20 protein-coding genes and 1 tRNA gene are annotated in these 22,092 nt (G+C 38.0%); 3 read left to right on the top strand and 18 right to left on the bottom strand.

Going from position 1 to position 22,092, the window contains the following annotated elements:
* Nucleotides 1-65: 65 nt before the first annotated feature.
* The 4 genes from EDD61_RS09070 to EDD61_RS09090 all read right to left on the bottom strand — a co-directional run bounded on the left by EDD61_RS09070 (nt 66) and on the right by EDD61_RS09090 (nt 4,586).
* Nucleotides 66-515, bottom strand: a complete 450-nt coding sequence (locus tag EDD61_RS09070; protein ID WP_065987107.1) for a DUF6194 family protein — start codon at nt 513-515, stop codon at nt 66-68.
* Between the two features lie 77 nt (nt 516-592).
* Nucleotides 593-976, bottom strand: a complete 384-nt coding sequence (locus EDD61_RS09075) for a YdcP family protein (protein ID WP_131009575.1) — start codon at nt 974-976, stop codon at nt 593-595.
* A 14-nt stretch (nt 977-990) separates the two neighbouring features.
* Nucleotides 991-1,314, bottom strand: a complete 324-nt coding sequence (locus EDD61_RS09080; RefSeq protein WP_132225084.1) for a YdcP family protein — start codon at nt 1,312-1,314, stop codon at nt 991-993.
* A gap of 224 nt (nt 1,315-1,538) precedes the next feature.
* Nucleotides 1,539-4,586: an SrtB-anchored collagen-binding adhesin gene (locus EDD61_RS09090; protein WP_132225086.1), complete on the bottom strand. Its 3,048-nt coding sequence runs from the start codon at nt 4,584-4,586 to the stop codon at nt 1,539-1,541.
* Nucleotides 4,587-4,919: 333 nt separating this feature from the next.
* On the opposite strand from EDD61_RS09090, the gene EDD61_RS09095 reads away from it, so the two are divergent.
* Entirely contained in the window at nt 4,920-6,314 is a 1,395-nt protein-coding gene (locus EDD61_RS09095; protein WP_132225088.1) for a polysaccharide deacetylase family protein, read from the top strand.
* A 163-nt stretch (nt 6,315-6,477) separates the two neighbouring features.
* Here EDD61_RS09095 and EDD61_RS09100 read toward each other — a convergent pair whose 3' ends face one another.
* From EDD61_RS09100 to EDD61_RS09140, 9 genes are all read right to left on the bottom strand, one after another.
* Nucleotides 6,478-7,839, bottom strand: coding sequence for a glycoside hydrolase family 3 protein (locus tag EDD61_RS09100; RefSeq protein ID WP_132225090.1), 1,362 nt, complete (start codon nt 7,837-7,839; stop codon nt 6,478-6,480).
* A 549-nt stretch (nt 7,840-8,388) separates the two neighbouring features.
* A complete protein-coding gene (locus EDD61_RS09105) occupies nt 8,389-9,693 on the bottom strand; it encodes an ABC transporter substrate-binding protein (protein ID WP_008979685.1) in 1,305 nt (434 codons plus the stop codon).
* Nucleotides 9,690-10,349, bottom strand: coding sequence for a response regulator transcription factor (locus EDD61_RS09110; RefSeq protein WP_008689942.1), 660 nt, complete (start codon nt 10,347-10,349; stop codon nt 9,690-9,692). Before EDD61_RS09110 ends, EDD61_RS09105 begins: the two co-directional genes overlap by 4 nt.
* Nucleotides 10,342-11,655, bottom strand: coding sequence for a sensor histidine kinase (locus EDD61_RS09115; protein WP_020990745.1), 1,314 nt, complete (start codon nt 11,653-11,655; stop codon nt 10,342-10,344). The genes EDD61_RS09110 and EDD61_RS09115 overlap by 8 nt, the downstream gene beginning before the upstream one ends.
* A 1-nt stretch (nt 11,656) precedes the next feature.
* On the bottom strand, nt 11,657-12,634 hold the full coding sequence (locus EDD61_RS09120; protein ID WP_008689947.1) for a sugar ABC transporter substrate-binding protein: 978 nt from the start codon (nt 12,632-12,634) through the stop codon (nt 11,657-11,659).
* Between the two features lie 165 nt (nt 12,635-12,799).
* Nucleotides 12,800-13,219: a peptide deformylase gene (locus EDD61_RS09125; protein ID WP_132225092.1), complete on the bottom strand. Its 420-nt coding sequence runs from the start codon at nt 13,217-13,219 to the stop codon at nt 12,800-12,802.
* A gap of 663 nt (nt 13,220-13,882) precedes the next feature.
* On the bottom strand, nt 13,883-14,332 hold the full coding sequence (locus tag EDD61_RS09130) for a thioredoxin family protein (protein ID WP_008689949.1): 450 nt from the start codon (nt 14,330-14,332) through the stop codon (nt 13,883-13,885).
* A gap of 185 nt (nt 14,333-14,517) precedes the next feature.
* Nucleotides 14,518-15,846, bottom strand: coding sequence for a hemolysin family protein (locus EDD61_RS09135; RefSeq protein ID WP_008689950.1), 1,329 nt, complete (start codon nt 15,844-15,846; stop codon nt 14,518-14,520).
* A gap of 95 nt (nt 15,847-15,941) precedes the next feature.
* Entirely contained in the window at nt 15,942-17,006 is a 1,065-nt protein-coding gene (locus EDD61_RS09140) for a M42 family metallopeptidase (protein WP_008689951.1), read from the bottom strand.
* 363 nt (nt 17,007-17,369) lie between these two features.
* Between EDD61_RS09140 and EDD61_RS09145 the strand changes: the two genes are divergently transcribed.
* Nucleotides 17,370-17,945: a DJ-1/PfpI family protein gene (locus tag EDD61_RS09145; protein ID WP_132225094.1), complete on the top strand. Its 576-nt coding sequence runs from the start codon at nt 17,370-17,372 to the stop codon at nt 17,943-17,945.
* A 315-nt stretch (nt 17,946-18,260) separates the two neighbouring features.
* On the opposite strand, the gene EDD61_RS09150 is transcribed toward EDD61_RS09145, so the two are convergent.
* The 4 genes from EDD61_RS09150 to EDD61_RS09165 form a co-directional block, all read right to left on the bottom strand.
* Nucleotides 18,261-18,336: transfer RNA gene (locus EDD61_RS09150), tRNA-Asn, on the bottom strand.
* 248 nt (nt 18,337-18,584) lie between these two features.
* Nucleotides 18,585-19,247, bottom strand: coding sequence for a deoxyribose-phosphate aldolase (deoC, locus tag EDD61_RS09155; RefSeq protein ID WP_132225096.1), 663 nt, complete (start codon nt 19,245-19,247; stop codon nt 18,585-18,587).
* Between the two features lie 73 nt (nt 19,248-19,320).
* Entirely contained in the window at nt 19,321-20,370 is a 1,050-nt protein-coding gene (locus EDD61_RS09160) for a hypothetical protein (protein WP_132225098.1), read from the bottom strand.
* Nucleotides 20,371-20,439: 69 nt separating this feature from the next.
* The gene (locus EDD61_RS09165; protein WP_132225100.1) at nt 20,440-21,093 is read right to left on the bottom strand and encodes a ferritin family protein; all 654 of its coding nucleotides are present in this window, start codon (nt 21,091-21,093) and stop codon (nt 20,440-20,442) included.
* A 107-nt stretch (nt 21,094-21,200) separates the two neighbouring features.
* Between EDD61_RS09165 and EDD61_RS09170 the strand changes: the two genes are divergently transcribed.
* Nucleotides 21,201-21,593: a thioesterase family protein gene (locus EDD61_RS09170; protein WP_008689956.1), complete on the top strand. Its 393-nt coding sequence runs from the start codon at nt 21,201-21,203 to the stop codon at nt 21,591-21,593.
* A gap of 102 nt (nt 21,594-21,695) precedes the next feature.
* On the opposite strand, the gene EDD61_RS09175 is transcribed toward EDD61_RS09170, so the two are convergent.
* Nucleotides 21,696-22,088, bottom strand: coding sequence for a group II intron maturase-specific domain-containing protein (locus EDD61_RS09175; protein WP_132225102.1), 393 nt, complete (start codon nt 22,086-22,088; stop codon nt 21,696-21,698).
* Nucleotides 22,089-22,092: the final 4 nt, after the last annotated feature.

The following is a 22,092-nucleotide window of genomic DNA, read 5'->3' on the forward strand; positions in this document are numbered from 1 at the left end:
TTAAATATCGTCGGCTCTTTGAATATCCGAATATATCCACATTATATCATTGCAAATTCTAATACTTATATCTTCCTTTTCTTAAATTTTTCCTTTGCATATTCATAGGCTTCTTGAATAAGTGGTTTCAATTCTTCAAATTTTTGCTCTGTAGGGTTTAAAATACAGACCCAGCCCATCCATGCGTATATAGGGTGTGGCATTAGTTGATTGCTGGAAGTAAAATCATATTCCATTTCTACGATACCGCCTTTTATTGGTCGCTTAGGGATACCGCCAAACATATTTACAAATGTATTTTTTCTCAACCCCATATTTACACGGTATATGTTTTCTCTATCAAGATTAGAGCTTTTATCATTCTCGCCGTCTTTTTCTTTAACAGTAAGAATATACACCCCACGTTTAAGCGTATTATTAGGATTGTAAAATATACCTTTTTCTCCCCAGCTATTTACTAAAACAGTACCTTCCAAGTTATTAAGACAATATTGTAATATCTTATCTGGTGTCATAGATTGTACCTCTCTTTCAATTTACATATATGGTATAAATTATAACTGTGCCATTTATTTTTTTCAATGATATTGCTTTATTTTTTCGGCTGTCCCTGCGGAGCATGGTTCTGTGTATTTCCAGCCTGACCGCCTTTGTTCTTCAATACAATATCATCAGCCTTGATATACCAATCAACCGTAGTCCCTCTAAAGTTGGCATTTGCCACCGTATCAGCTACGGGATTGATTAACTTCACTTCCTCATTGTAAGGAAAGTCCTTTACGGGAACGTCGGCAGGAATTGACACTTGTATCATGCGTTCCTGCACACTACATTTCAAATCATAGGTACGACGCTTGATTTCCTCGCTTGTCGTCCCGTCCTCATTTTCTACACGCACCTCATGTCGAAGTGCAGAGAATTTCAATACTCCAAAAGTTTTCTCGTTATCTAATACAATTCCATTTGCTAATCTCATAATCAAATACCCCCTTATTTGCTTTCTGCTGGTAACATATCATCAGCCATTAAAATGTAGTTTGTAAATCCACGTCCTTTGACGTTGTAACCCTCTGCGGTAATGCGTGGGTTAATCAGTTTTACTTTCTGCTCTTGCTTAAAATGCTTCTCGCCAGCTTTTGCAGGCAATATAACGATAATGTCGTCGGCTCTCTGAATATCCGAATACAAGTTGTAACTTCTTGATACGGGAGTGTAACGCCCATTGATACGTTGCTGGTCTACTTTGTTTTCCCCTGCAAATTCCAAGTTTCCAAAAGTCTGTGCCACATTCGGCACGATATATTTTAATTCCATATTGTTTTACCTCGTTTCTTTCTTTAAGTTTGATTGATGTGTGTATTCTGGCATTTAGGAAAGTACCAGCAAGCCCCCAGATAGTAAAGGGTAAATAAATGCTAACGCACCCTTGACTATCCGTGTTCTTGCAGGTAATCGGCAGACAAGCCAGAATAGGTATAGTCTGCCTATCTAAGCTACGGCGGAGAGCGTGATTTTTCTTTTCTCATACAGCTACCGCCTTATGATTTCTTCATCTTACGGCGTTTGAAAAAGTATGTACCAGCCAGACCACCAGCAGAAACAAACATCATAATTGCAAAGGCAAGGATATTTGTATTGTCGCCCGTTTTGGGGCTGTCTGTTTTCGTAGGTGTATCTGGTGTGGTTGGCTTCTCTGGTTCTTCTGGGGTAGGTGTTTCTGGTACTTCCTTGATAGTAACTGTCTGTCCGTCGTCCTCAATGTCATGATGCTCCGTAACTTTGATAGGTTTGTCTGGATTGCTTAAATCGTATAATTCCTCAAAAGTTACAAGCTGTTTACCGCCAAGAGTGGAAGCGTCAAAGGTAAACCCAATTTTAACTTCCATAGTTTCGCTGTCAGCCGTAAAGATGTAGTCATTCTCAATACGCTTGTCATTGATGATAAGCTCTGCATTTTCTTCTTTTAACATCTGCCAGCCCACAAGCTGATACTTCGTACCGACTTCTAAGCCCTCTAACTTGACTGTGTCAACGATAGTTACGTCTTTTCCAGCTTCAATCTCTTTCTTGCCGTCTTTATCCGTAGCTATCGTATGAATTTTGATGATACGCTCTGTGATAAGCACTGTCTGTCCGTCGTCCTCAATGTCCTTGTGTTCCGCAACTTTTACGGGTTCTTCTGAATTGCTTAAATCGTATAATTCCTCAAAGGTTACAAGGTTCTTACCGCCAAGAGCAGACGCATTGAAAGTATAGACGATTTCCACTTTCATAGCTTCATCATCAGCAACAAAAGTATAGTCATTTTCCACACGCTTGTTATTGATGATTAGCTCTGCATTTTCTTCTTTTAACATCTGCCAGCCTTTCAACTGATACTTTGTCCCTTTGATAAGACCGTCTAATTCGACTGTATCAATGATAGTTACGTCTTTCCCAGCAAGAATAGTCTTTTCGCCGTCCTTGCTGGTAGCGGTAGTATGGATAGTGATTTCTTTTTCGTATTCATCAGTCAGCGTACCTAAATCAACCACAACCTTATTTCTGGAAATGACAATCTCAAACGGTGGAATAAGTTTGAAGCCTTTGTTGCTTTCACAACGTAATTCTTCAATGATGTAGGTATCATAAAGCAAAGCACCTTTGCTGTCGTCTGGTTCAGAAGTACCAAACCACACACCGTCCTCGCTTGTTTTTCCTGCATTGGTATTGTGCTTGTGGGAAGCCCAAGCAGAAGCAGTAGAGAATTGTCCGTTATCATCAGTTACAACAACATGACTTTCGCCCGTCGTCTTGCTTGTGATCCTAAACGGAACATCTGCAAGACGCTTGTGCGAACCTGCACCAATTTTTACGCCCTCAATATCGCCACGTTTAATCTGGTTATAGATAGAGTGGGCTTCGTCAGTCAAATCAACGATTTTTCCATTCTCTGTGATTTCAAAATCAATCGGCTTTGCACCGCTAATTAAGTAACCCTCTGGCGGTTTTTGTTCAGACAATCTGTATTTTCCGTAAGGTAATAGGTCAGGAGAAGTAGAAGCGATACCCTCAATGTCGGTATGGATTGTCATTAACACTTCATTTTTCTTGTATAACTTGCCCTCAACTAAGACGGCATTCTCATTTAAGGAAATGATTTCAAAGGCGGTATCTTTCAAAGTCGCACCGCCTTGAGCTTTCGTGTCTTTGGTTTCTAAATCTCGTTTCTGGATTTTCACACCGCCACGAATGACTTTATCAGAAACATGGTATTGATTGCTTCCAGATAATACGGCAAGGTCACCGTCCTCTGTAATCTGTGTCAGATACATTCCTTTTATCTGTTCCTCGCTACCGTCAGCCTGCATATATGCACCCTCTAACAAGTAACCCGACGGACTTTTTGTTTCCTCAACAGTTAGTGTTCCTAATGGAAGTACGTTTTTACCGTCCTGCGTATAGAAGCTGTCCCCAGATACTTTATATTTGTCAGCTAAACGAGTAATGTAATGGATAGCACCGTCTCTGTCTTTTTCAGCGATAGTCTTTGTTATCCATGTACGAGTTGCTTTGGCAGGAAGATTATCCTTGTTGTAGTAGCCAGCGTAGAAGTTCCATGTAAACTCTGCTCCCTCTAAAGAAGCGTTTCCTTGTGGATTGGATTTCTGTGTTTCCATGTCAATCTTGAAAAGCTCAATCAAGGTATCTGTTACCTTTGGAGTATCAGATACTTTCAAGGTTGCCGTCTTTCCAGCCTCCACACTCAAACTGTAAATAGTTTTATCAATTTTAAATCCTGCTGGTGCAGAAAGTTCCTTGATATATACTGTACTGGCTCTTACTTCAACGGCTTCTGTATTTCCGCTGGTATCTGTCGTAAGAGTGGCAAGCTGTTTCGTGCAGTCTTTATCAGAATACACACCATACGTTGCACCAGCGATAGAGTAAATCCCGTTGCCGTCTGTAATATTGGCGTTGGTGGAAGTCTTTTGAAGTTTGGCATTTCCGACAGCTAACTTCGCCCAGAATTGCCCTAACTCTTGACCCTCTCCAGAATAGATATATCCGCCACAGTCATAACGTCCTTTGTTTTCTTTCACAAAGGCTTTTGCTCCTGCGAATACTTCATCTTGTACGGCTTTTGAGATTTCATCATAGGAAGCTCGCACGTTATCGCATTGCCAGCCAAGATGAACGCTCAATCTTTGCCAGACAACCAACTGTCTTAATAAGTAGTTGTGCTGGCTACTCAAACCGCTGTGGTTTTTTGCATACTGCTTTACATATTCAATAGATAACGCAACGTCGGCTATCTGGTCGGCACTCATGCGTGAGCTTGCGTCAGCTCTAGTCTTGTAGCCATTTTGAAAGTCGGTGTTGATGTCGATACAATAAGCGTCCTCGCCCTCAACTTTCATGTGTCCCTCATTGAATGTTGAACTGATAGAACCGTCATTCATTACTTTTTCAACGATACCGACACGCTCATCACTTTCCGTCCAATACTGCGTACCTGACGCATGAACCGCCGTACTCGGTAAAGCGGTAACGACAGTCGCAAAAACAAGGAAGCCCGTACACAATCGTTTTAATATCTTTTTCATAATTCTAAATGCTCCTTTCATTTTGGTAGTAAAATAGCCGTCCACTAGGAACGGCTGGAAATAGAAAAGGAACGCTGATATTGTGCGTTCCGTAGTCTATGAAGTATTCAATTTTTCTTGTTTCAATACTGATGTGCTGTACCGTATCTTTGCATATCTGGGAAATAGGACGTATCAAGGCTCATTCAATCGTAGTAAATTAGTAGTATTTTGATGTGTTTAGCTCCTTGATAATGCCGATAGATACAGCGTTTTAGCGGATAATCAAATTTTTAGTGTGTTTTTCAATTAAAACCATGCTATGCTATAATGGTAAGGAAAAGAGTGGAAAAAATGAAAAATACTTTAAAGAAAAAACGTTACCTGTGCATTCTTCTTTGTGCTTTACTAATCATTGTTCTATCCGTTGCCGGCTATATATGGTTGTGTATGCCACGTATTCACTTTACGCAGAACCCGATAACTCTGGAAGTGAAAGAAACCTATTCTGCAAAAGCTTTCATCAAAAAGATCGATCATGGTTCACTTCAGGATGTACATGTAGAAACAAACATCGACACGACAAAACTTGGCAATCATCAAATAACCTATACTATAGATGGTCATACATTCACCCTTGATTATATCGTAAAAGACAGCAAACCACCTGTTGTAGTAGCGCAAGATCAAAAAATAAGCATCGGTGATAAGGTAGCACCTGAGGATTTTATTCAAAAAATTGATGATGCTACGAAAACAACAGCTCGTTTTGCAAAAGCATATTCCTTTACAAAACTTGGCAAACAAACCGTTCAAATCATCGTCGAAGATGAAGGAAGAAACCAGACAACGGTAAAGGCTGTTGCAAATATTCTAAAAAAAGATACACAGCCACCTGTTTTTACCGGAATTTTAGATATGACCATCCAAAAAGGTGAGAAGCCTGACTTCAAAAAAGGCGTAGAAGCAATTGATGATCGTGATGGTAAGATTAACTTTACCATAAATAAAAATAACTTTGACGCAAAACAACCCGGACGTTATAGCATAACGTATCAGGCAATAGACAAAGCCGGTAATAGGACAGAAATAAATCGTACCGTCATCGTGCAAGAAAAAACATCTGGAAAAATCATCTATTTAACAATTGATGATGGACCTAGTGCAAACACACCAAAGGTATTGGAAATATTAGACCGTTATCATGTAAAAGCGACCTTTTTTGTTACAGCGCAATGCCCTTCCTATCTTGGCTATATCAAAACAGCATATCAAAAAGGCCATGCCATTGGACTACATACCTATTCACATGATTATGGAGCTCTTTATGCTAGCGAATCCGCTTATTTTAAAGATTTACAAAACATAAGTGATGTTGTGAAACAACAAACCGGCTTGACACCAAACATTATCCGCTTCCCTGGAGGCAGTAGTAACACGGTTTCTTCAAACGTCCCCGGGTTAATGACACGCTTAGCAAAAGCAGTTCAAGAAAGAGGCTATCAATATTATGATTGGAATTCCAGCAGCGGCGATGGAAATTCGGCTTTGCCGAGTGCATCTTTGATTCAAGAGGCAACATCTTATGGCGGGGCATCTCCATTGATGATGCTAACCCATGATCATCCAGGATCCCAAGAAAGTGTAGAAGCCTTACCTGCGATCATTGAATATTATCAATCCCTTGGCTATACCTTTAAAACCGTAGATAGTAGTGTTTCTGGATTTCACCATGGCATTAATAATTGATTCTATAGTAATACCTTAGTAGCTTATTAGTAATCATATAGTAAAAAAAGCATCTTATCGTATCATTCCCTGTAACTATCAATGGGAATTCTACATGATGAGATGTTTTTTTACGTATCATTTATGATAATAAACCCAGATGAATTGCTTTTTTACGTATCGTTTATGACAATAAACCTAAGTCATATTTCCACTTTAAAATACGACGCAGGGAGGCATCAATCTGCTCTTCCTGAATTTCTTTCTTTTTCACTGCTTCTAGAACGGCCGGCAACTGTACGCGATAATTACTGCAAATTAATAAATCATTACCCGCTTTGACAGCACTTACGGCCACACTAGCATCATCACTATATTGCGTAATTGCATCCATAGCCAGATCATCGCTCATTATAACACCTTGAAATTTCAGCTGCTCACGTAATATCCTATGGACCTTTGCAGATAACGATGCCGGATGTTTAGCGTCCATGCACTTTACAATATTATGGGAAACTAAAACACTATCTGCACCTGCCTGTATCCCGGCGCTAAAAGGGATAAAATCACTATTTTCAAAAGTTGCCATAGAACGCTTATCAATTGCTATACCGGTGTGCGTATCCACATTGTTTCCATAGCCAGGAAAATGCTTTAAACAAGAACCAATGTGATTCTTCTTCATCGTATGAACTACGGTTTTCACATAGTTCGCTGTTTCATGTGCGTTCTTGCCAAAAGATCGTGCATATATAAAATCCTCTGTATGTGTCGAAACATCTGCCACTGGTGCTAAATTCACATTAATGCCCATGTTCTTTAATAATTCTGCCTTTTCCTTAGTATCAGAAATAATCAGCGGCATACCACCTTCTTGATATAAATCCTGTGGTGACCAAAATGGAACTTCACGAAAATAAGTACTCACCCGATTCACAGTTCCCCCTTCTTCATCAACCCCGATTAGCAAAGGAACTTTTGCTTCTTTCTGATAAGCGGTGAGCTTTGCCACAACATCTTGATAGTTTTGATCTTTGAAATCTCTGTCGAATAAAATATATCCGCCTAAATGATATGTATCCACATCCTCTATAGAATACATGTCTGGACAGCGGACAAAGAAAATCTGTCCGACTTTTTCTTCGATACTCATAGAGGCAATAATCTTATCGATAGCCACTTCTTTTTCGGTTTTTTCTTCCTGTTGCTTTGCGACCTTCTTCACGACACATTGAAGAGCAATCAAATGCTCTTTTTCTTTTCGGTAAGTAATACTTACTTCTTCATCCAGTAACAACGTATCCGTACCTTCCATCTTCATTTGTTCACGATCAAATCGCTTTTCTTCATCTTGATTCTTCACCATGATACTATTGGATGTCAGATCTTTAATAACACCTGTAAATTCATAAGTTTTATTAACCTCACTGTTATTCTCTGTATCTTTCTGTTTCTCTGGCTCTTTTTTATGAACATTTGTATTTGTAGAACAACCACCAAGTAATAACACACATGCAAATAAACCACATAAGATTCGTTTTTGCATAAGCTTACCTCCCATTAGATTTATGATATTAGTATAGCGTACTCTTTTTTACAAAAGTAAAATTCTTACATCTTTTCATCAAAAAAAGATGACCTATCCCAGGATAAATCATCATTCAAGTAGTTATATACATCTGCTTCTTCCAACTTCACATTCTTCCTTGGTACCATATCCTAAGCAACTACCAGTTCATAAGTCGTGTGATGATAATAAAACTTATAGGATAGCATATAGAAGTACTGTGTGTTTATCGAAAGTTTAATCGTAAGATAGCATATAGAAGTACTGCGTGTTTATCAAAAGTTTAATCGTAAGATAGCATATAGAAGTACTGTGTGTTTATCGAAAGTTTAATCGTAAGATAGCATATAGAAGTACTGCGTGTTTATCAAAAGTTTAATCGTAAGCTGGCATGTAGAAATACTGTGTGTATATAAGAAGTTTAATAGTCAGATAACGTAATCTCAATTATATAACTTTAGCATAATAAAACTGCTGACTTTTCCTTTGCATATGGAGTCAACAGTTTGAACGATGTTAGAAATACTATTAATTTTGTAATAAAATATCCAGTTTACTTTGCAGTGTATTCACCATTGTTTTAATATCTTCATCCGTGGATAAAAGACGTCGTATTTCACTATCCGCAACAGACATTGCCTGATCATAATCTGAAAATTTATTCACTGGTATAGCATGTTCCATTGTTTTATTGAAGAAATCTAGCTTAAAAGCACTTTCTCCTGGTGTATCTTCTTGCAGATAACGACTTACCGTCTTTGAATTGGTAATGTCTTTTAGTACAGAAACTCCTTGTGAATAAGCAAAGATATCCTCCTGCGTTGTTTCATCATAGGATAACATTTTTAAGAATTCCCAGGCGAGGTCTTTATGCTGTGAGGTTTTTGCCATTCCCATCAACAAGGTATCAAGTTCCGATACATTATCTCCTTGAGGCCCTGCTGGCATAGGGATGCATTCCCATTCAAAGCTGCTATATTTCTTGACACGCCAAGGATAGGGTTTATATGTGCGGTATTCACTAAAACGCATAGGGCAGAAAACAACCTGTCCCTTATCAAACATTTCGCTCGTTGGTGTCATGCCTTGATTTAGTTCTTCTAATCTTCTGGTGAATTCTATCGCCTCATATACCCGCTCATCACTTAAAGTTGCTTTTGTACCTTCCGCATTAAATACCGTAGCTCCATTTGAGGCAACTGCATTTTGCCAGCCATAACCATAAACACCAAACTGATCTAATGCGCCATCCTCATTCGTATCTTTTGTCACCCTGCGGCAGATATCATAGAAATCGGCCCATGTCCAGTTATCTGATGGAAGAGAAATACCTTCTTTTTCCAACAAGGTACGATTGACATACATTAATGTTGGTACACTTTCATAAGGGAGTGCATATTGTTTCTTCTGATAAGTTCCGGATTGATAGGATGGTGTAAAGTATGCCGCTTTATCGAATGCATCATCCTTATGAATATAGCTGTTCAAATTTTGCATGATGCCGATATCAGAAAATGTAGATAAATCATTTGATCGTATCATAAATACATCAGGTAAATTGCCTTTTAAAGCCTGTTGCGAGAGCCATTCAGAGTAATCACTTTTCTGTAGACCACTGACATATTCTACCTTTACATTAGGATGTTTACGTTCAAAGCGTTCCACAACTTCATCAATGATCTTATAGCTTTCGCCATTGGGCACATCCCAATTACTGCCGGCAAACATGCCAAACGTCAATGTGATTGGCTTATTTTTCTGATAGGTCATATATAATAAGATTGACACGATCAACAAAAAGGCAGCCGCAACGGCTATAACCTTCTGTTTCATGCTTCTTTTCCTCTATGGATATACCAGATAGCCAGTTGTGTACGATCACGCAGCTGCAGCTTATCCAAAATAACACTGAGATAATTGCGTATCGTACCTTCTGTGAATTTTAATATTTCGGCGATTTCTTTATTCGAAAGTCCTTGTGATACTTGTTGAATGATTTTCCATTCCGTATCGCTTAAATTCGGTAAGTCTTCATCATGAATACGTTCTGCCACGATATTGTTTTTTGCCATTTCTGAAAAGATCTTGGTCACTTTGCTAGCAACATTCGGATTAAAGATAGCTCCTCCTTGCAGAACGGTTTTAATTGCGGAGGTCAATTCATCTAAAGATACCCCTTTTAATAAATAACCACTTGCCCCATATTTTAAGGCCGAGAAAATATATTCATCATCATCAAATGTCGTTAATACAATAACCTTAATTTCAGGATATACTTCTTTGACAAATTTGGTACATTGCACACCATCCATATCCGGCATACGAACATCCATTAAAATAATGTCCGGTATATGACGGCGTATGCTTTCGACTACTTCTTTTCCACTCCCTACTGTATCAATTACTTCAAATTCATTATTGGTACTTAGGATGATTTTTAAGCTTTCACGAATCAATTCCTGATCATCTGCAATTAAAATCTTAATCATATTCTAAACCCTCCCGAATTGGTATTTCAGCGATAATGATAAACCCACTGGAACCATAAAAACGTATATTCCCTTTTAATAACTCAATGCGTTCCTGCATATGATGAAGACCAAAGTCTGGTTTGATGTTTTCACATCCTATACCATTATCTTCTATTATTAATATTAACGTGTTTTCTTCCTTTGCGATAGAAATATATATTTTCGTCGCATGTCCATGGCGAACCGCATTGGTCATTCCCTCTTGAATAATACGATAGATGACTTCTTCTTCATCAGAATCAAAGGTTAACTTAGGTAAATGACAGACAAAGTGAATCGTCACATCCGTAATTTCCTGAAATTCCTTGATCATCTTATCAATTGCCACTTTCAAGGTATAATGTTCTAAGGCATCCGGTCGCAACTTATCAACCGAGCGACGAACATCTTTTAAGCCTCTTCTGGCGGTTTCACTTAATACACTTAATTGTTTACGTGTGGCTTTTGGATCCAGTTCACAGGTCAGCACACAGGCATCTAAGCCAACGGATAGCCCCGTCAAAGTATGCCCCAGTGTATCATGGATTTCTCTGGCTAAACGATTTCGTTCTCTTGTTTCTCCCATTTTTTCACGTATATCGGCATATTCTTTCAGTTGTTCGTTTAAGCTTTGTAATTCTTCATTCAATGCTAAGAAACGCTTGTTTTCATTGATCTTATCTTGAACCAGAAAGACCATGTAGATGATAAAAACAATGATATTCAGACTGGCTAGGGTATTTTGAACACTTAATAAGAGTGATTTGACAAAGGAATTATAACAGTTGATATAATCATAGAAGGATGTCATAGAAACGCGAGCCGATAAGAAATCATAATTAGCACCTAAATAAAACGTAACCAATACAACCATAAAGAAGAAACGATAGGTATTGGAAGTAATATAGGTTAATAAATCAGCCATCATCAGCAACAATATGGAATTGGTACTGAAATATAGTCGTTCCATGATCAATAGACATAAGCCTGACTCAACCAGAAAACAAAGCACCAGCTGCCATGTTTCAAAATGTAGTTTTAAACGCAGACGCATCACGATCAATAATGCCACAAAGGCTGTAATTGATAAGATCATACTATGCATAGGATCTTTCGGTAAATAATCAATCATCGATAAAAAGGTCCTTGCCTCTTGCATATCACAGATACGTTTGGTTGTGATATAAATAATCGAACTGATAAAGACAATCATCGTGAAATTCAGAAAGCACATGATGAAGTAGGTATAGCGCAGTCTGTTTTCCATAAGTTGTTTACGTAACATACTATTGCCACCCTTCTAATGAATATTTCCCGACGTTTTTTTGTGTGATGATGGTCACTGGAATACGCTGAAGTTTTTCTATTTTCTCATGATTGCGAATCTTATAAACAGCTTCTGCCGCCATTTTTCCTAATGTCTTTGGTGATTGAGCAACCGTTGCCTGCATGATATGCTCTGATATCAGCGTCTTGGTTTCCGGTGTGCCATCTACGCCATATACGAATACATCTTTTAATTTGCCTTGATCTTGCATGGCTGCCAGAGCACCTAATGCACTTGGATCATTTAAAGCCATTACCACATCAAAAGATACATCCTTTTCCAAGAACTTTTGCATAAGCGGCATTGCAATCTCTAATTGACCATCACATTCAATGCGTTCGACAATACGATAATTGGGATCATTTTTAATCGTATCGATAAAGCCCTGAATGCGCTGAACAGCAGAATATGCTGTACTATGTTGTAATAAAACGATATCTGCTTTTTTCTTATATTTCATCATATCTTTTGCACACTGGACACCGGCATCATAATTATTTGACATTACACTGTAAGTAATTAAGTCACTGTCCATGACTTCACTATCCACAGCAATGACCGGGATACCGGCTTTTTTGGCTGCTTCAAGGGAGGAAGTTAAGCCGTTGAAATCAACAGGATTGACAATGATCGCTTGGACATTCTGATCAATGAGGTATTGTATTTGTTGTTTTTGTTTTTCTAAGTCTAAGGCAGGATCAAGACTGATTAACACATCACCATTCGCTTCGACTACATTATGTATTTCTTCATCAATGATACTAAAGAAAGGATTGTTAAGTGTCATGTAGGTGGCACCGATTTTCAGAGGCTCCTTGCTGCGATAGACAAAGGAAGTTTTACTGGCTTTACTAAAGATACTGATGCCTGCCGCCACAAACACCATTAAAAACAAAAAAATGATAGCCGTTTTCAATGCGCCCTTCATTTTTGACATACGTACCCTTCCTCCTGACTGTTTTTCCTTATTATATCATATTCTAAAGCATTCCTACTGCAATTTCCAGAGTGAAAAAAGATATCTGCCGGAATTTTTCACAATGAGAAAAAGGAATGACATTTCTTAATTTGTTTGTTGGTGAAATGAAAACAACGAGAGCGTTTATATTAGTATGCCATTGCAGTGATCGATTTCATGTTGAATAATTTGTGCAGTCCTATCATGAAAGGTCTTAATCTTTATGTTCATATGTTCATCTTGATATCGTACCTTGATACGGCGATAGCGTCTTGTTTGGCGAATTCCGCTGATGGACAGACATTGTTCTTGCGCCAGATAAGTTTCTTTTGATGTTTTGATGATTTCCGGATTCAGCATGACCCAATGAGATCCTGTATCAATATCCACAAAAGCAATGATTCGCTTGAATATGCCAATCATGTTGGCAGCCATGCCTACACACCTATCTTCATGTGCTTGCAGTGTTTCCAATAGATTTTTTGCCACCCATAGATCTTTTTCTGTTGCTGGCTCACTTGTTTTCTGTAATAGTATGATATCGTGATTGATTTCGCTAATCATTTCGTTCTCTCCTTTCGGTTTCCTTTTTAAGAAAAAGCCACTCCTTTTCATTTTATGATAAAACACATTAAGCCCGCTTTTGTATAAGCGATTGCGTTTAGAGCACCTTAGATGTTTTTCTCGGAAGGAAAAAGTGATGTTTCTCCATGTTAAAAACATAAGAAAAAACAAGCCACTCTCTCATCATTGACTTGTTTCTTCCTGCTTCATAATTGTATGAAACACTCGCATGTAATTGAATGAACGGTGTAATCTCAGAGAATAAGGCATGACCCCGTGTGTAATGTGTGAAGGGTTTCATGTTTATTCAAAAAAGGATTGTATGGGGTCTTATATTATGATAATTAGTGAAAGGAAATCTTAAGAAAACCATTGAATGTTACCAGCAGACATCTGATTTTCGTATCCTTATTCCTGATATGCCCCATCCACCAATGTAGTGTAGATTTAAAAGAGACTTATACTTTAAATCTAGTTGTTCCACAATACCATAGATGTTTTGTTTGATGTAGATCTACACTGCAAACAATCATTCTACTATTGCACTTATATTGTATACAACCAGGTAAAGAATTGCAACTTTCTTTTGTCACATAATTTTCATGACATTTGTTAGTCACATGTGACAAATGTTAGTTTTCAACGCTATTTAGTGCAAATTTCTTATTTCTTTTCATCGAGCTTAAAGTTTTGGACCCAGCTGTCGAATTTTTCTTTCGTGATTCCATCATCGCCGTTTTCCAATTCATCTTTGACCTTACCTTTTTCCACATAATACAAGGAAGGCGTACTATCCATGGTTTTAAAGTAAGATTGAATCTTTTTAATATTGCCGCTGCGATCCGGATTAGGGTCTTTGTCAATGACAACATCGTATACGATCACATGGTGCTTTGGTAAATATTCATCCAGCATATCGCGAAATTTCTCACAATGTGCACACCAGCTTTGGGTAAATACGATTACAAAATCTTCTTTATTTTTCATTTTCTTTTCCATATCTGCTACGGAAATCGTGCGTAAGGCACCTGGTGTTTCATCTCTTGTATAACCGCCGCATCCACTTAGCAGCAAAAGAAAGCATAACGTCGTAATGTACATAATTTTTTTCATAAAAACCTCCATATGCCGCTCTTTAAGCGGTACAACACCTCTGGATGTTCTTTAATAGTATAGCCATTTTTGATAAAAAAGTAAACAGATGACAACACTTTCTCATTTTCCAAATTTTATCGCAATCTTATTTAGAAAGGCTATGCATTAGAAAATTCCTTTCTTTCGCATAGCCTTTTTTTTCGTTATTCTTCCTTTTGTTTCGGCAATTCCACACGGATACGTTCAATACGATGATTTCTGATTTCTAACATTTGAAATTGTATACCATTCCAATATAAGGTTCCACTTTCCCCATCTTCAGGGATACAGCCTAACTGATCTAAGATGAAACCACCAATCGTATCATACTTCTCATTCTCAATATTTATTTGCAGTGCTTCATTCAAATCTTCGATGGGCATCCTACCATTGATTTCATAGACATTATCATACAATTTGCGTAACATCATCGCTTGCGCATCATCATATTCATCTTCGATTTCTCCCATGATTTCTTCTACGAGATCTTCCATGGTCACAATACCGGACATGCCTCCATATTCATCAATCAGAATCGCGATATGTTGATGCAACTTCTGCATCTCTTGAAATAAATCATCGATATTTTTTGTTTCAGGAACAAAATACGGCTTTCTTAATATCTTACGGATATCCACAAAAGCAAAACCATGTTGATATGCTTGCGTAAAATAATCTTTAATATTTAAAATACCGATCACATTATCAATAGATTCTTCATATACCGGTATTCGAGAATACTGCATTTCCATCAGAACGTGTACATATGCATCCTTGGGATCATCTATATCAATACAAAATACTTGTGTTCTAGGTGTCATGATTTCATTAGCCAAGATCTCATCAAATTCAAAAACCCCATCCATCATTTCTGCCGCAGCTTCATCAAGCACACCCTTTTCACGACTATCTTCTAGCATACTGCGAATCTCTTCACGCGATAAAGATTCTTCCACATGTTCATCTTGTATGCCAAACAAACGTAAAACAAGCGTGGTAGATACCGAGAGAATCTTAATGATAGGGTACGCTACTTTACTAATTATTAAAATCGGCTTAGCACAAAACATGGAAAAGCTTTCCGCCTTTTGAATAGCCATTCGTTTGGGTACCAATTCACCAAAGATAAGCGTAATAAAAGAAATAAGCATCGTGATCAACACAACGGCGATCGTATTGGCCTGGGGAATGCCCCAACGCTGTAATACTTCAGCAAGCGAACTTGAAATTCCCGTTGCCGCACTTGCGGAATTGAAAAAGCCGGATAACGTGATGGCAATCTGAATCGTAGATAAGAAATTCGTAGGTGCATCCATCAGCTGTTCAACTAACCTAGCCTTTTTATTTCCATCTTGAGCCAGGCGTTTGATTTTTCCTTTATTAACAGAAACAATGGCCATTTCACTCGCTGCGAAATAGGCATTTGTCATTGTTAATATCACCATTAAAATCAATTGTAACGTAATAGAGGTCCCTGCGGGGTCTGTGTCCATAAATTAAAATCGCTCCTTTTCTAAATTATATTATGGTCTTGATTGTAACAGAAGTTCTTCCATTTGTGAATATTCCTTTGTTAAGTTTTGGTTAATTAAAAAGATGCCACCATTTCTTTTGTTAAATCTTTTATTATCGCCACGGCAAGTTTGACAGCATTTTGATAATCTTTTAATGTTGTATAACCATAACTGCTGTGAGCATAACGAACTGGAATCCCAATTACGATGGTTGGAATGCCTCGCAAATGCGTATGAGAAATGGCTCCATTGGTGCCGCCACCGCTGCGTACGCTTTCCTGTACCGGTATGTGATGACGTTTTGCCACATCCAAGGCAAAGCGTTGAAAACGTGGATTGGTAATCATAGAACAATCAAAATGACGTAACATCGGTCCTTTTCTCAATGCGCTTTGAATCATATAGCTTTCTTCAAAGGTATCATCTGCAGGACATCCTTCAAAAGCAATCATAACATCACAATGGATGTTTTGAATAGCACATTTCATGCCCCGCTCGCCAACTTCTTCTTGTGCTGATATCGTCCCTTGTACTGCTACATCCATATTCTGCACCTGATGCATCGTTTCAATCAAAGCGGCACAGCCAATGCGGCAGTCAAAGGCTTTTCCCATAAAGATATCGTGACGCTCATCATAGGAACATAAAACATTGGGTACGGCAAAACAGCCTATCTGTATACGATAAGATTCTTGCACTTCCTTTAAGCTGGTAGCTCCTACATCAATGAGCAAATCATCAAAAGCGATGGCTTTTCCTTTTTCACTCTGTTTCATAAAATGTGGAGGTTTGCTGCATACGATGCCTTGTACGATTTCACCGTCTACATTGCGAATAAGCACACTATTCCCAACGATGTTTTTCGCTTCCCAACCGCCTAGGGGTAGAAAGCGCAGCATCCCATCCTGACGTATGGCCTGGATGATAAAACCAACCTCATCCCCATGGGCATCAAGATGAATGATCGGTTTTTCTTGCTTCGTGTTGCTTGTCGATGAATAAATGTATAAGTTGCGCATATGATCCTCTTCACAATGAAAAGCACTACACTCTTCACGTACCAATGCGATTACATCATCTTCCATGCCACTTGGTCCAAAGGCATTACTTAAGGCCTTGATTCGCTCTATTTCATTCATGCTGTATTCCTCTTTTCTTTTTTTATACTTACAAAATATTGTAGCATATGCGAAGTCTTTGGAAAAGTAAGATGTTGCATCACTATGGTTTCCCTTTTTATTGACAGACATCCAAACACAGGCTACAATAAAAGCAATAAGAAATGGCGTGGTGATGAACATGAGCAAATAATCTATTGTAGAAAACGAATGTTTTTTTCAATGGATGATTTGCTTTTTGTATGCGCACATGTATGTAAAGAAATATCGATAATTTTTCTCTAGCTTTTATTTTTTGTCATGGTTAAGTGAGCATAAAATCAAAAGAAAAACGTAATTCATCCATTGTGCTTAATTGTACTAAGAAAGAAGAGGAATGACGTTATGAAACAAATTGCAGTTATCTTATATGAGGGATATTGCCTGTGTGAAATTACCGTAGCTTTAGAAATGCTTCGTATGGCTGACATCCCCGTTACTTATTTTGGTGTTGAAAAGAAAGCATATCGCAGTGAAGAAGGCATAGTATTGCAATGTGAACATACCCTTGATGAATTGGATGTTGATGGTTATGATGGCATCTTGTTGTCGGGATTTATGGAAGAGAACCCTACTATATTAAAGAATGAACTTCTTAAAGAAAAATTACGCATATTTGATCAACAGAAAAAAGTCATTGGGGCTATTTCCATTGCTCCTTTACTTTTATACAATGCCGGCATTCTAAAAGATCGCCCATTTATGTGTGCCACGAACAAACAAGATCTTGTTGAAGAAGGTTACGCTTTAAGCTGTTTACAGAATATGATCGATTGGGATGCATGTTGTGCTGAAGAAGATCTTAAATTTATCCGTCATGAGCATATCATCACCAGTGTGATCTATGGATTTCGTGAGTGGGCTATGGAAATAGGCAGAATGCTAGATATTCCCGTTTATCCTAAATCATTTGGATTATAAAGGCTGCAAAAAACTTCATCTATGTAAGAAAATGTGTCATTCGTCCTGTAAAGGCATTGTGACACATTTTTATATTCCTTCAAGTAATTTCGAAGTACTGATTAATCAAGGGTTCTCGATAATACTATCTAAAATGTCGTTTAAAAGAGGCTATTTATTGAGTTGCCTTATAATGCTAAAGAAGCCTCTTTCAATTTAATGGTTATTTGGTAGAAACCATTTAAATAGTTTAACAGCAACTTATTAAAAAGCACTTACTTAGGATATCGCAAACATAACAAAAAAACCTCACATTTGTGAGGTTATCTTTTTTAATGGCGCCTTAAACAGGACTTGAACCTGTGACCTGCCGGTTAACAGCCGGATGCTCTACCAACTGAGCTATTAAGGCACTTATCAAGTGCTTAATTATAATATCATAAAGTTAGTTTTTTGACAATATCTTTTTTAGCAAAAATAGCAGAAAAAGCTTCATGTGGAATGCTTCCTTGCAAGTGTTTTTTTTACTTCCATCTTTTTTCCAATCTTACTTAATTTTTTATGAATTCCGTTTTGTGCTATCATAAAAACTTTTAGCGTGTTCTATCGATTGCTTTTCTAGCAGATAAGAATTCTTTCATTGCGCTATGAAAAAGAGGCTTAATAGCCTCCTTCACTTGCTTCATTTTGCATCAATTGAACTCCGGCACTGGTTCCGATACGATCAGCACCTGCTGCAATCATCTCATCCATATCTGCACGACAACGTACACCGCCAGCTGCTTTAACTTTACAGTTATCTTTTACGGTATCCTTCATCAGCTTCACATCTTCTGGTGTTGCACCTCTTGTAGAAAAACCAGTGGATGTTTTCACAAAGGTTGCCCCTGCTTCTACACAAAGCTGGCAAGCCTTCACAATTTCTTCCTCACTCAATAAGCATGTTTCCAAAATTACCTTGACACAGTGTCCATCTGCCGCTTTAACAACAGCAGCCACATCATCACGAACAGCATCATAATGATGTGCCTTCATTTCACCGATATTCATTACCATATCAATTTCTTCTGCCCCATCGGCAACGGCATTGCTTGTTTCAAAAGCTTTTGCTTTCGTACTCATTGCGCCTAGTGGGAAACCTACGACCGTACAAACCTTAACATCACTATCGTTTAATAGTTTCGCACAATAAGCTACCCAATACGTATTTACACAAACACTCGCAAAATCATATTTCTTAGCCTCTTCACACAATACCTGGATCTTATCCTGTGTAGCATCCGCTTTCAATAAAGTGTGATCGATATATTTGTTCATTTTCATAAGAACATCCTCCTACTTATCACTTTAAGTATAGCATTTTCCCTCTGAAACGAAAACCTGATTTTATTGTTTCTCAGCTATAACGACTATCCTTGTTTCTTTGGGCTTTTTTAATTGCTGTTTTACGTTTCCAATATAATTGCAAGAATGGGTTTTGATATAGCGCTATCGTAAGCTTTAACAATAATCCATAACGCAATAACTCCAACACGATAATGCAAAGTATGGAAGGCAGTTGATACTGTTGACTTTGAAAAGTCTGCCATACTTGAGGGAGTTCTTGCAGCAGATGGGTACTTTCACAAAGCCATGCAAGCATGATTAGAATGCGACAGGAAGAACTGTACATGAACATGGCAACACCTGCAAAAGACCATAGCAACGACGTAAAAAGAATAGCTAACAGGAAAAAACGCTGCACATATTGTAACCCATCTATGTCCGTAGGAAAACTTAGTTGCATGATGAATAAAAACAGTAAGAAGCCTATCAACGTCCCCAATAAAATCATGACAAGATAAAACGTATAGCGATGTAAAAAATGTTGTGCTCTTGTAAAAAGACGATTATCCTCTTCCATATGGACCAGAGATACTTCTTGTAACACTTGGTTTAAGACTTCATCTTCTTGTCTTTCTTCCTCCTCTTCTGGCTGCGTTATTGCCATCCTTCTATCTGCTTTTTTCCATATACTGACAATATGTGGATCGCGATAGAGATAGCAGACGCAACAAAAGGTGATGAGGTACTTACTAATCATCAATAAGGTGAATAAGATCCGCAACGTCGTAGCTTCCCAGCCAGACAGACTGAGCTGATAAAAAGCAGGCAGTGCCGATAGAAAATACAGAGAGAGGATCGCACATAGGGTGAACAGTAGGCGCGCGATCTTTCTGCCCTTTTGCAATGACCTGACGATAAACAGCCATAATATCCCTTCCATGAGTAAACGTATCATGTATCTTTTCTGTGGCTCTTGGAAGCGAATTGGAAATAGTTCTTTCAATAGCATGACTTGTAAAACGGCATAGCATATGTAAAACAATAGAAAAAGCCAAGTAAATAAGCGCAGCTGCGTTTTTATCTTCTTCTGATATCTTGTTGTATCCTTTTTCTCATGCATATGCATCACCTGTATTTATTATACATGAAAAAAAGGGTCGCATCTCTTACAAATGTGACCGTTCTTCTATCAGCTATTCAATTTGTCGTTTGGATTGAAGAAATATGGATTCGGTTTATCAAAATAATTGGACGTATCTAAATCCCATGCATTATGCATATCCCCTTCTCCAAAGTCTTTTAATTCGTCATGTGTAGTTAAAATGTCCAGTGTTGTTCTTAAATGCTGCAATACATGGGCACTGCTCTCAGATAAATATGTCAAGACCTTTTTTGTCTCTTCATCCTTTGTTTTGGTTAATACTTGTTCATAATATGTTTGATAGGCTTGTTCTTCTTCGATATCACATAGTAAGGCAGCGCTTAGATCATTATTTACATGATGTTGTTTTATTTCCTTATGCGTTGGCTGATCACAGGGTGGAATAAATGCAAAGACCGGGGTATCGTCATTGGATTCATCATAATAGCGATCATCTTCCCCATGCAGATGGTGCAATAGCTCGCCTAAAACTTCCATATCACTTAAGCGACGGGCAGCAATACGGCGAAATAATTCATGAAATGTAGGATTGTGTATCATGAAGCTTTGACGCAAATATAATATAGCCAGTTGTAAGCCTTTTTCACATCCGCCACATTCATGATCCATATATTCATAAAGCTTAGGATCTGGGGTAATATTGTTTATTTCCATAGGTAATTGATTATCATACAAATACATGCAAGATTTCCTCCTTTTTCAATTCTAGTATGGATATGAAAAAGAAGATTATGCTATAATGATGCTGCAAAAATGGGCAGGAAACCTGTCGTAAGAGGAGATAAAAGATGAAAGAAGTTCAATTACATGCAAAGTGTCAAGAAGAAGTAATCGTAGATGAAGCTAAGCTTGCTTGCAATGTGGGCAGCGGCATTGTTTCTGTATATGCAACACCAATGATGATTGCGGCGATGGAACATGCGGCAGTGCAATGTCTACAGCCTTTCTTAGAAGAAGGAGAAACCAGTGTTGGTGTCTTGATGCATACGACACACGATGCTGCCACACCAGCAGGTATGAAGGTTCGGATAAGTGCTGAAATTATCGCGGTTGATCGTAAGAAAGTCACCTTTTCGATCATCGCCCAAGATGAAAAGGATATCATCGGTAAAGCAAGCCATGAACGTTTTGTGGTGATGAAAGAAAAGTTTGAAGCAAAAGCCCAAGCAAAACTTTGTTAAAAGCAGCTTTTGAAGTGAATTTTCATTTGTTATTCAATGGAAAGACATTTCAATCGCTGTTTTTTTTATTGTGAATCGAGTAGGGTGAAATAAATCACCCTCTCACACCACCGTACGTACGGTTCCGTATACGGCGGTTCGTTTTAATTTCAAAGCGTGTCTCTCTATATAGTAATCTAAACAACTGACTAGTCCTTTTTGGGCTAGTTTTTCTTTTGATATTGCTCTTATCACACATGTCTTGGTTACTACCCATTGATAATGGTCTCCCATATACGATGTCTGTCTTGCTCTATCTTTTGAAATCCCAAGCTTTTGTAATCCCCATTGTCGCTTGCTGGGAACTTTCCACTGCTTCCATATAATTACTCGAAGTCTTGTACGAAGATGTTTATCTATATTCATCATATGTGTTTTCATATTACATATGGAATAATAGTTTATCCATCCTCGTATTACTTGGTTCAGTTGTCTTATCCTTTCATTTAAAGCCATTGTG

The sequence above is a fragment of the Longicatena caecimuris genome (assembly GCF_004341945.1).
GTDB classification, from domain to species: Bacteria; Bacillota_I; Bacilli_A; order Erysipelotrichales; family Erysipelotrichaceae; genus Longicatena; species Longicatena caecimuris.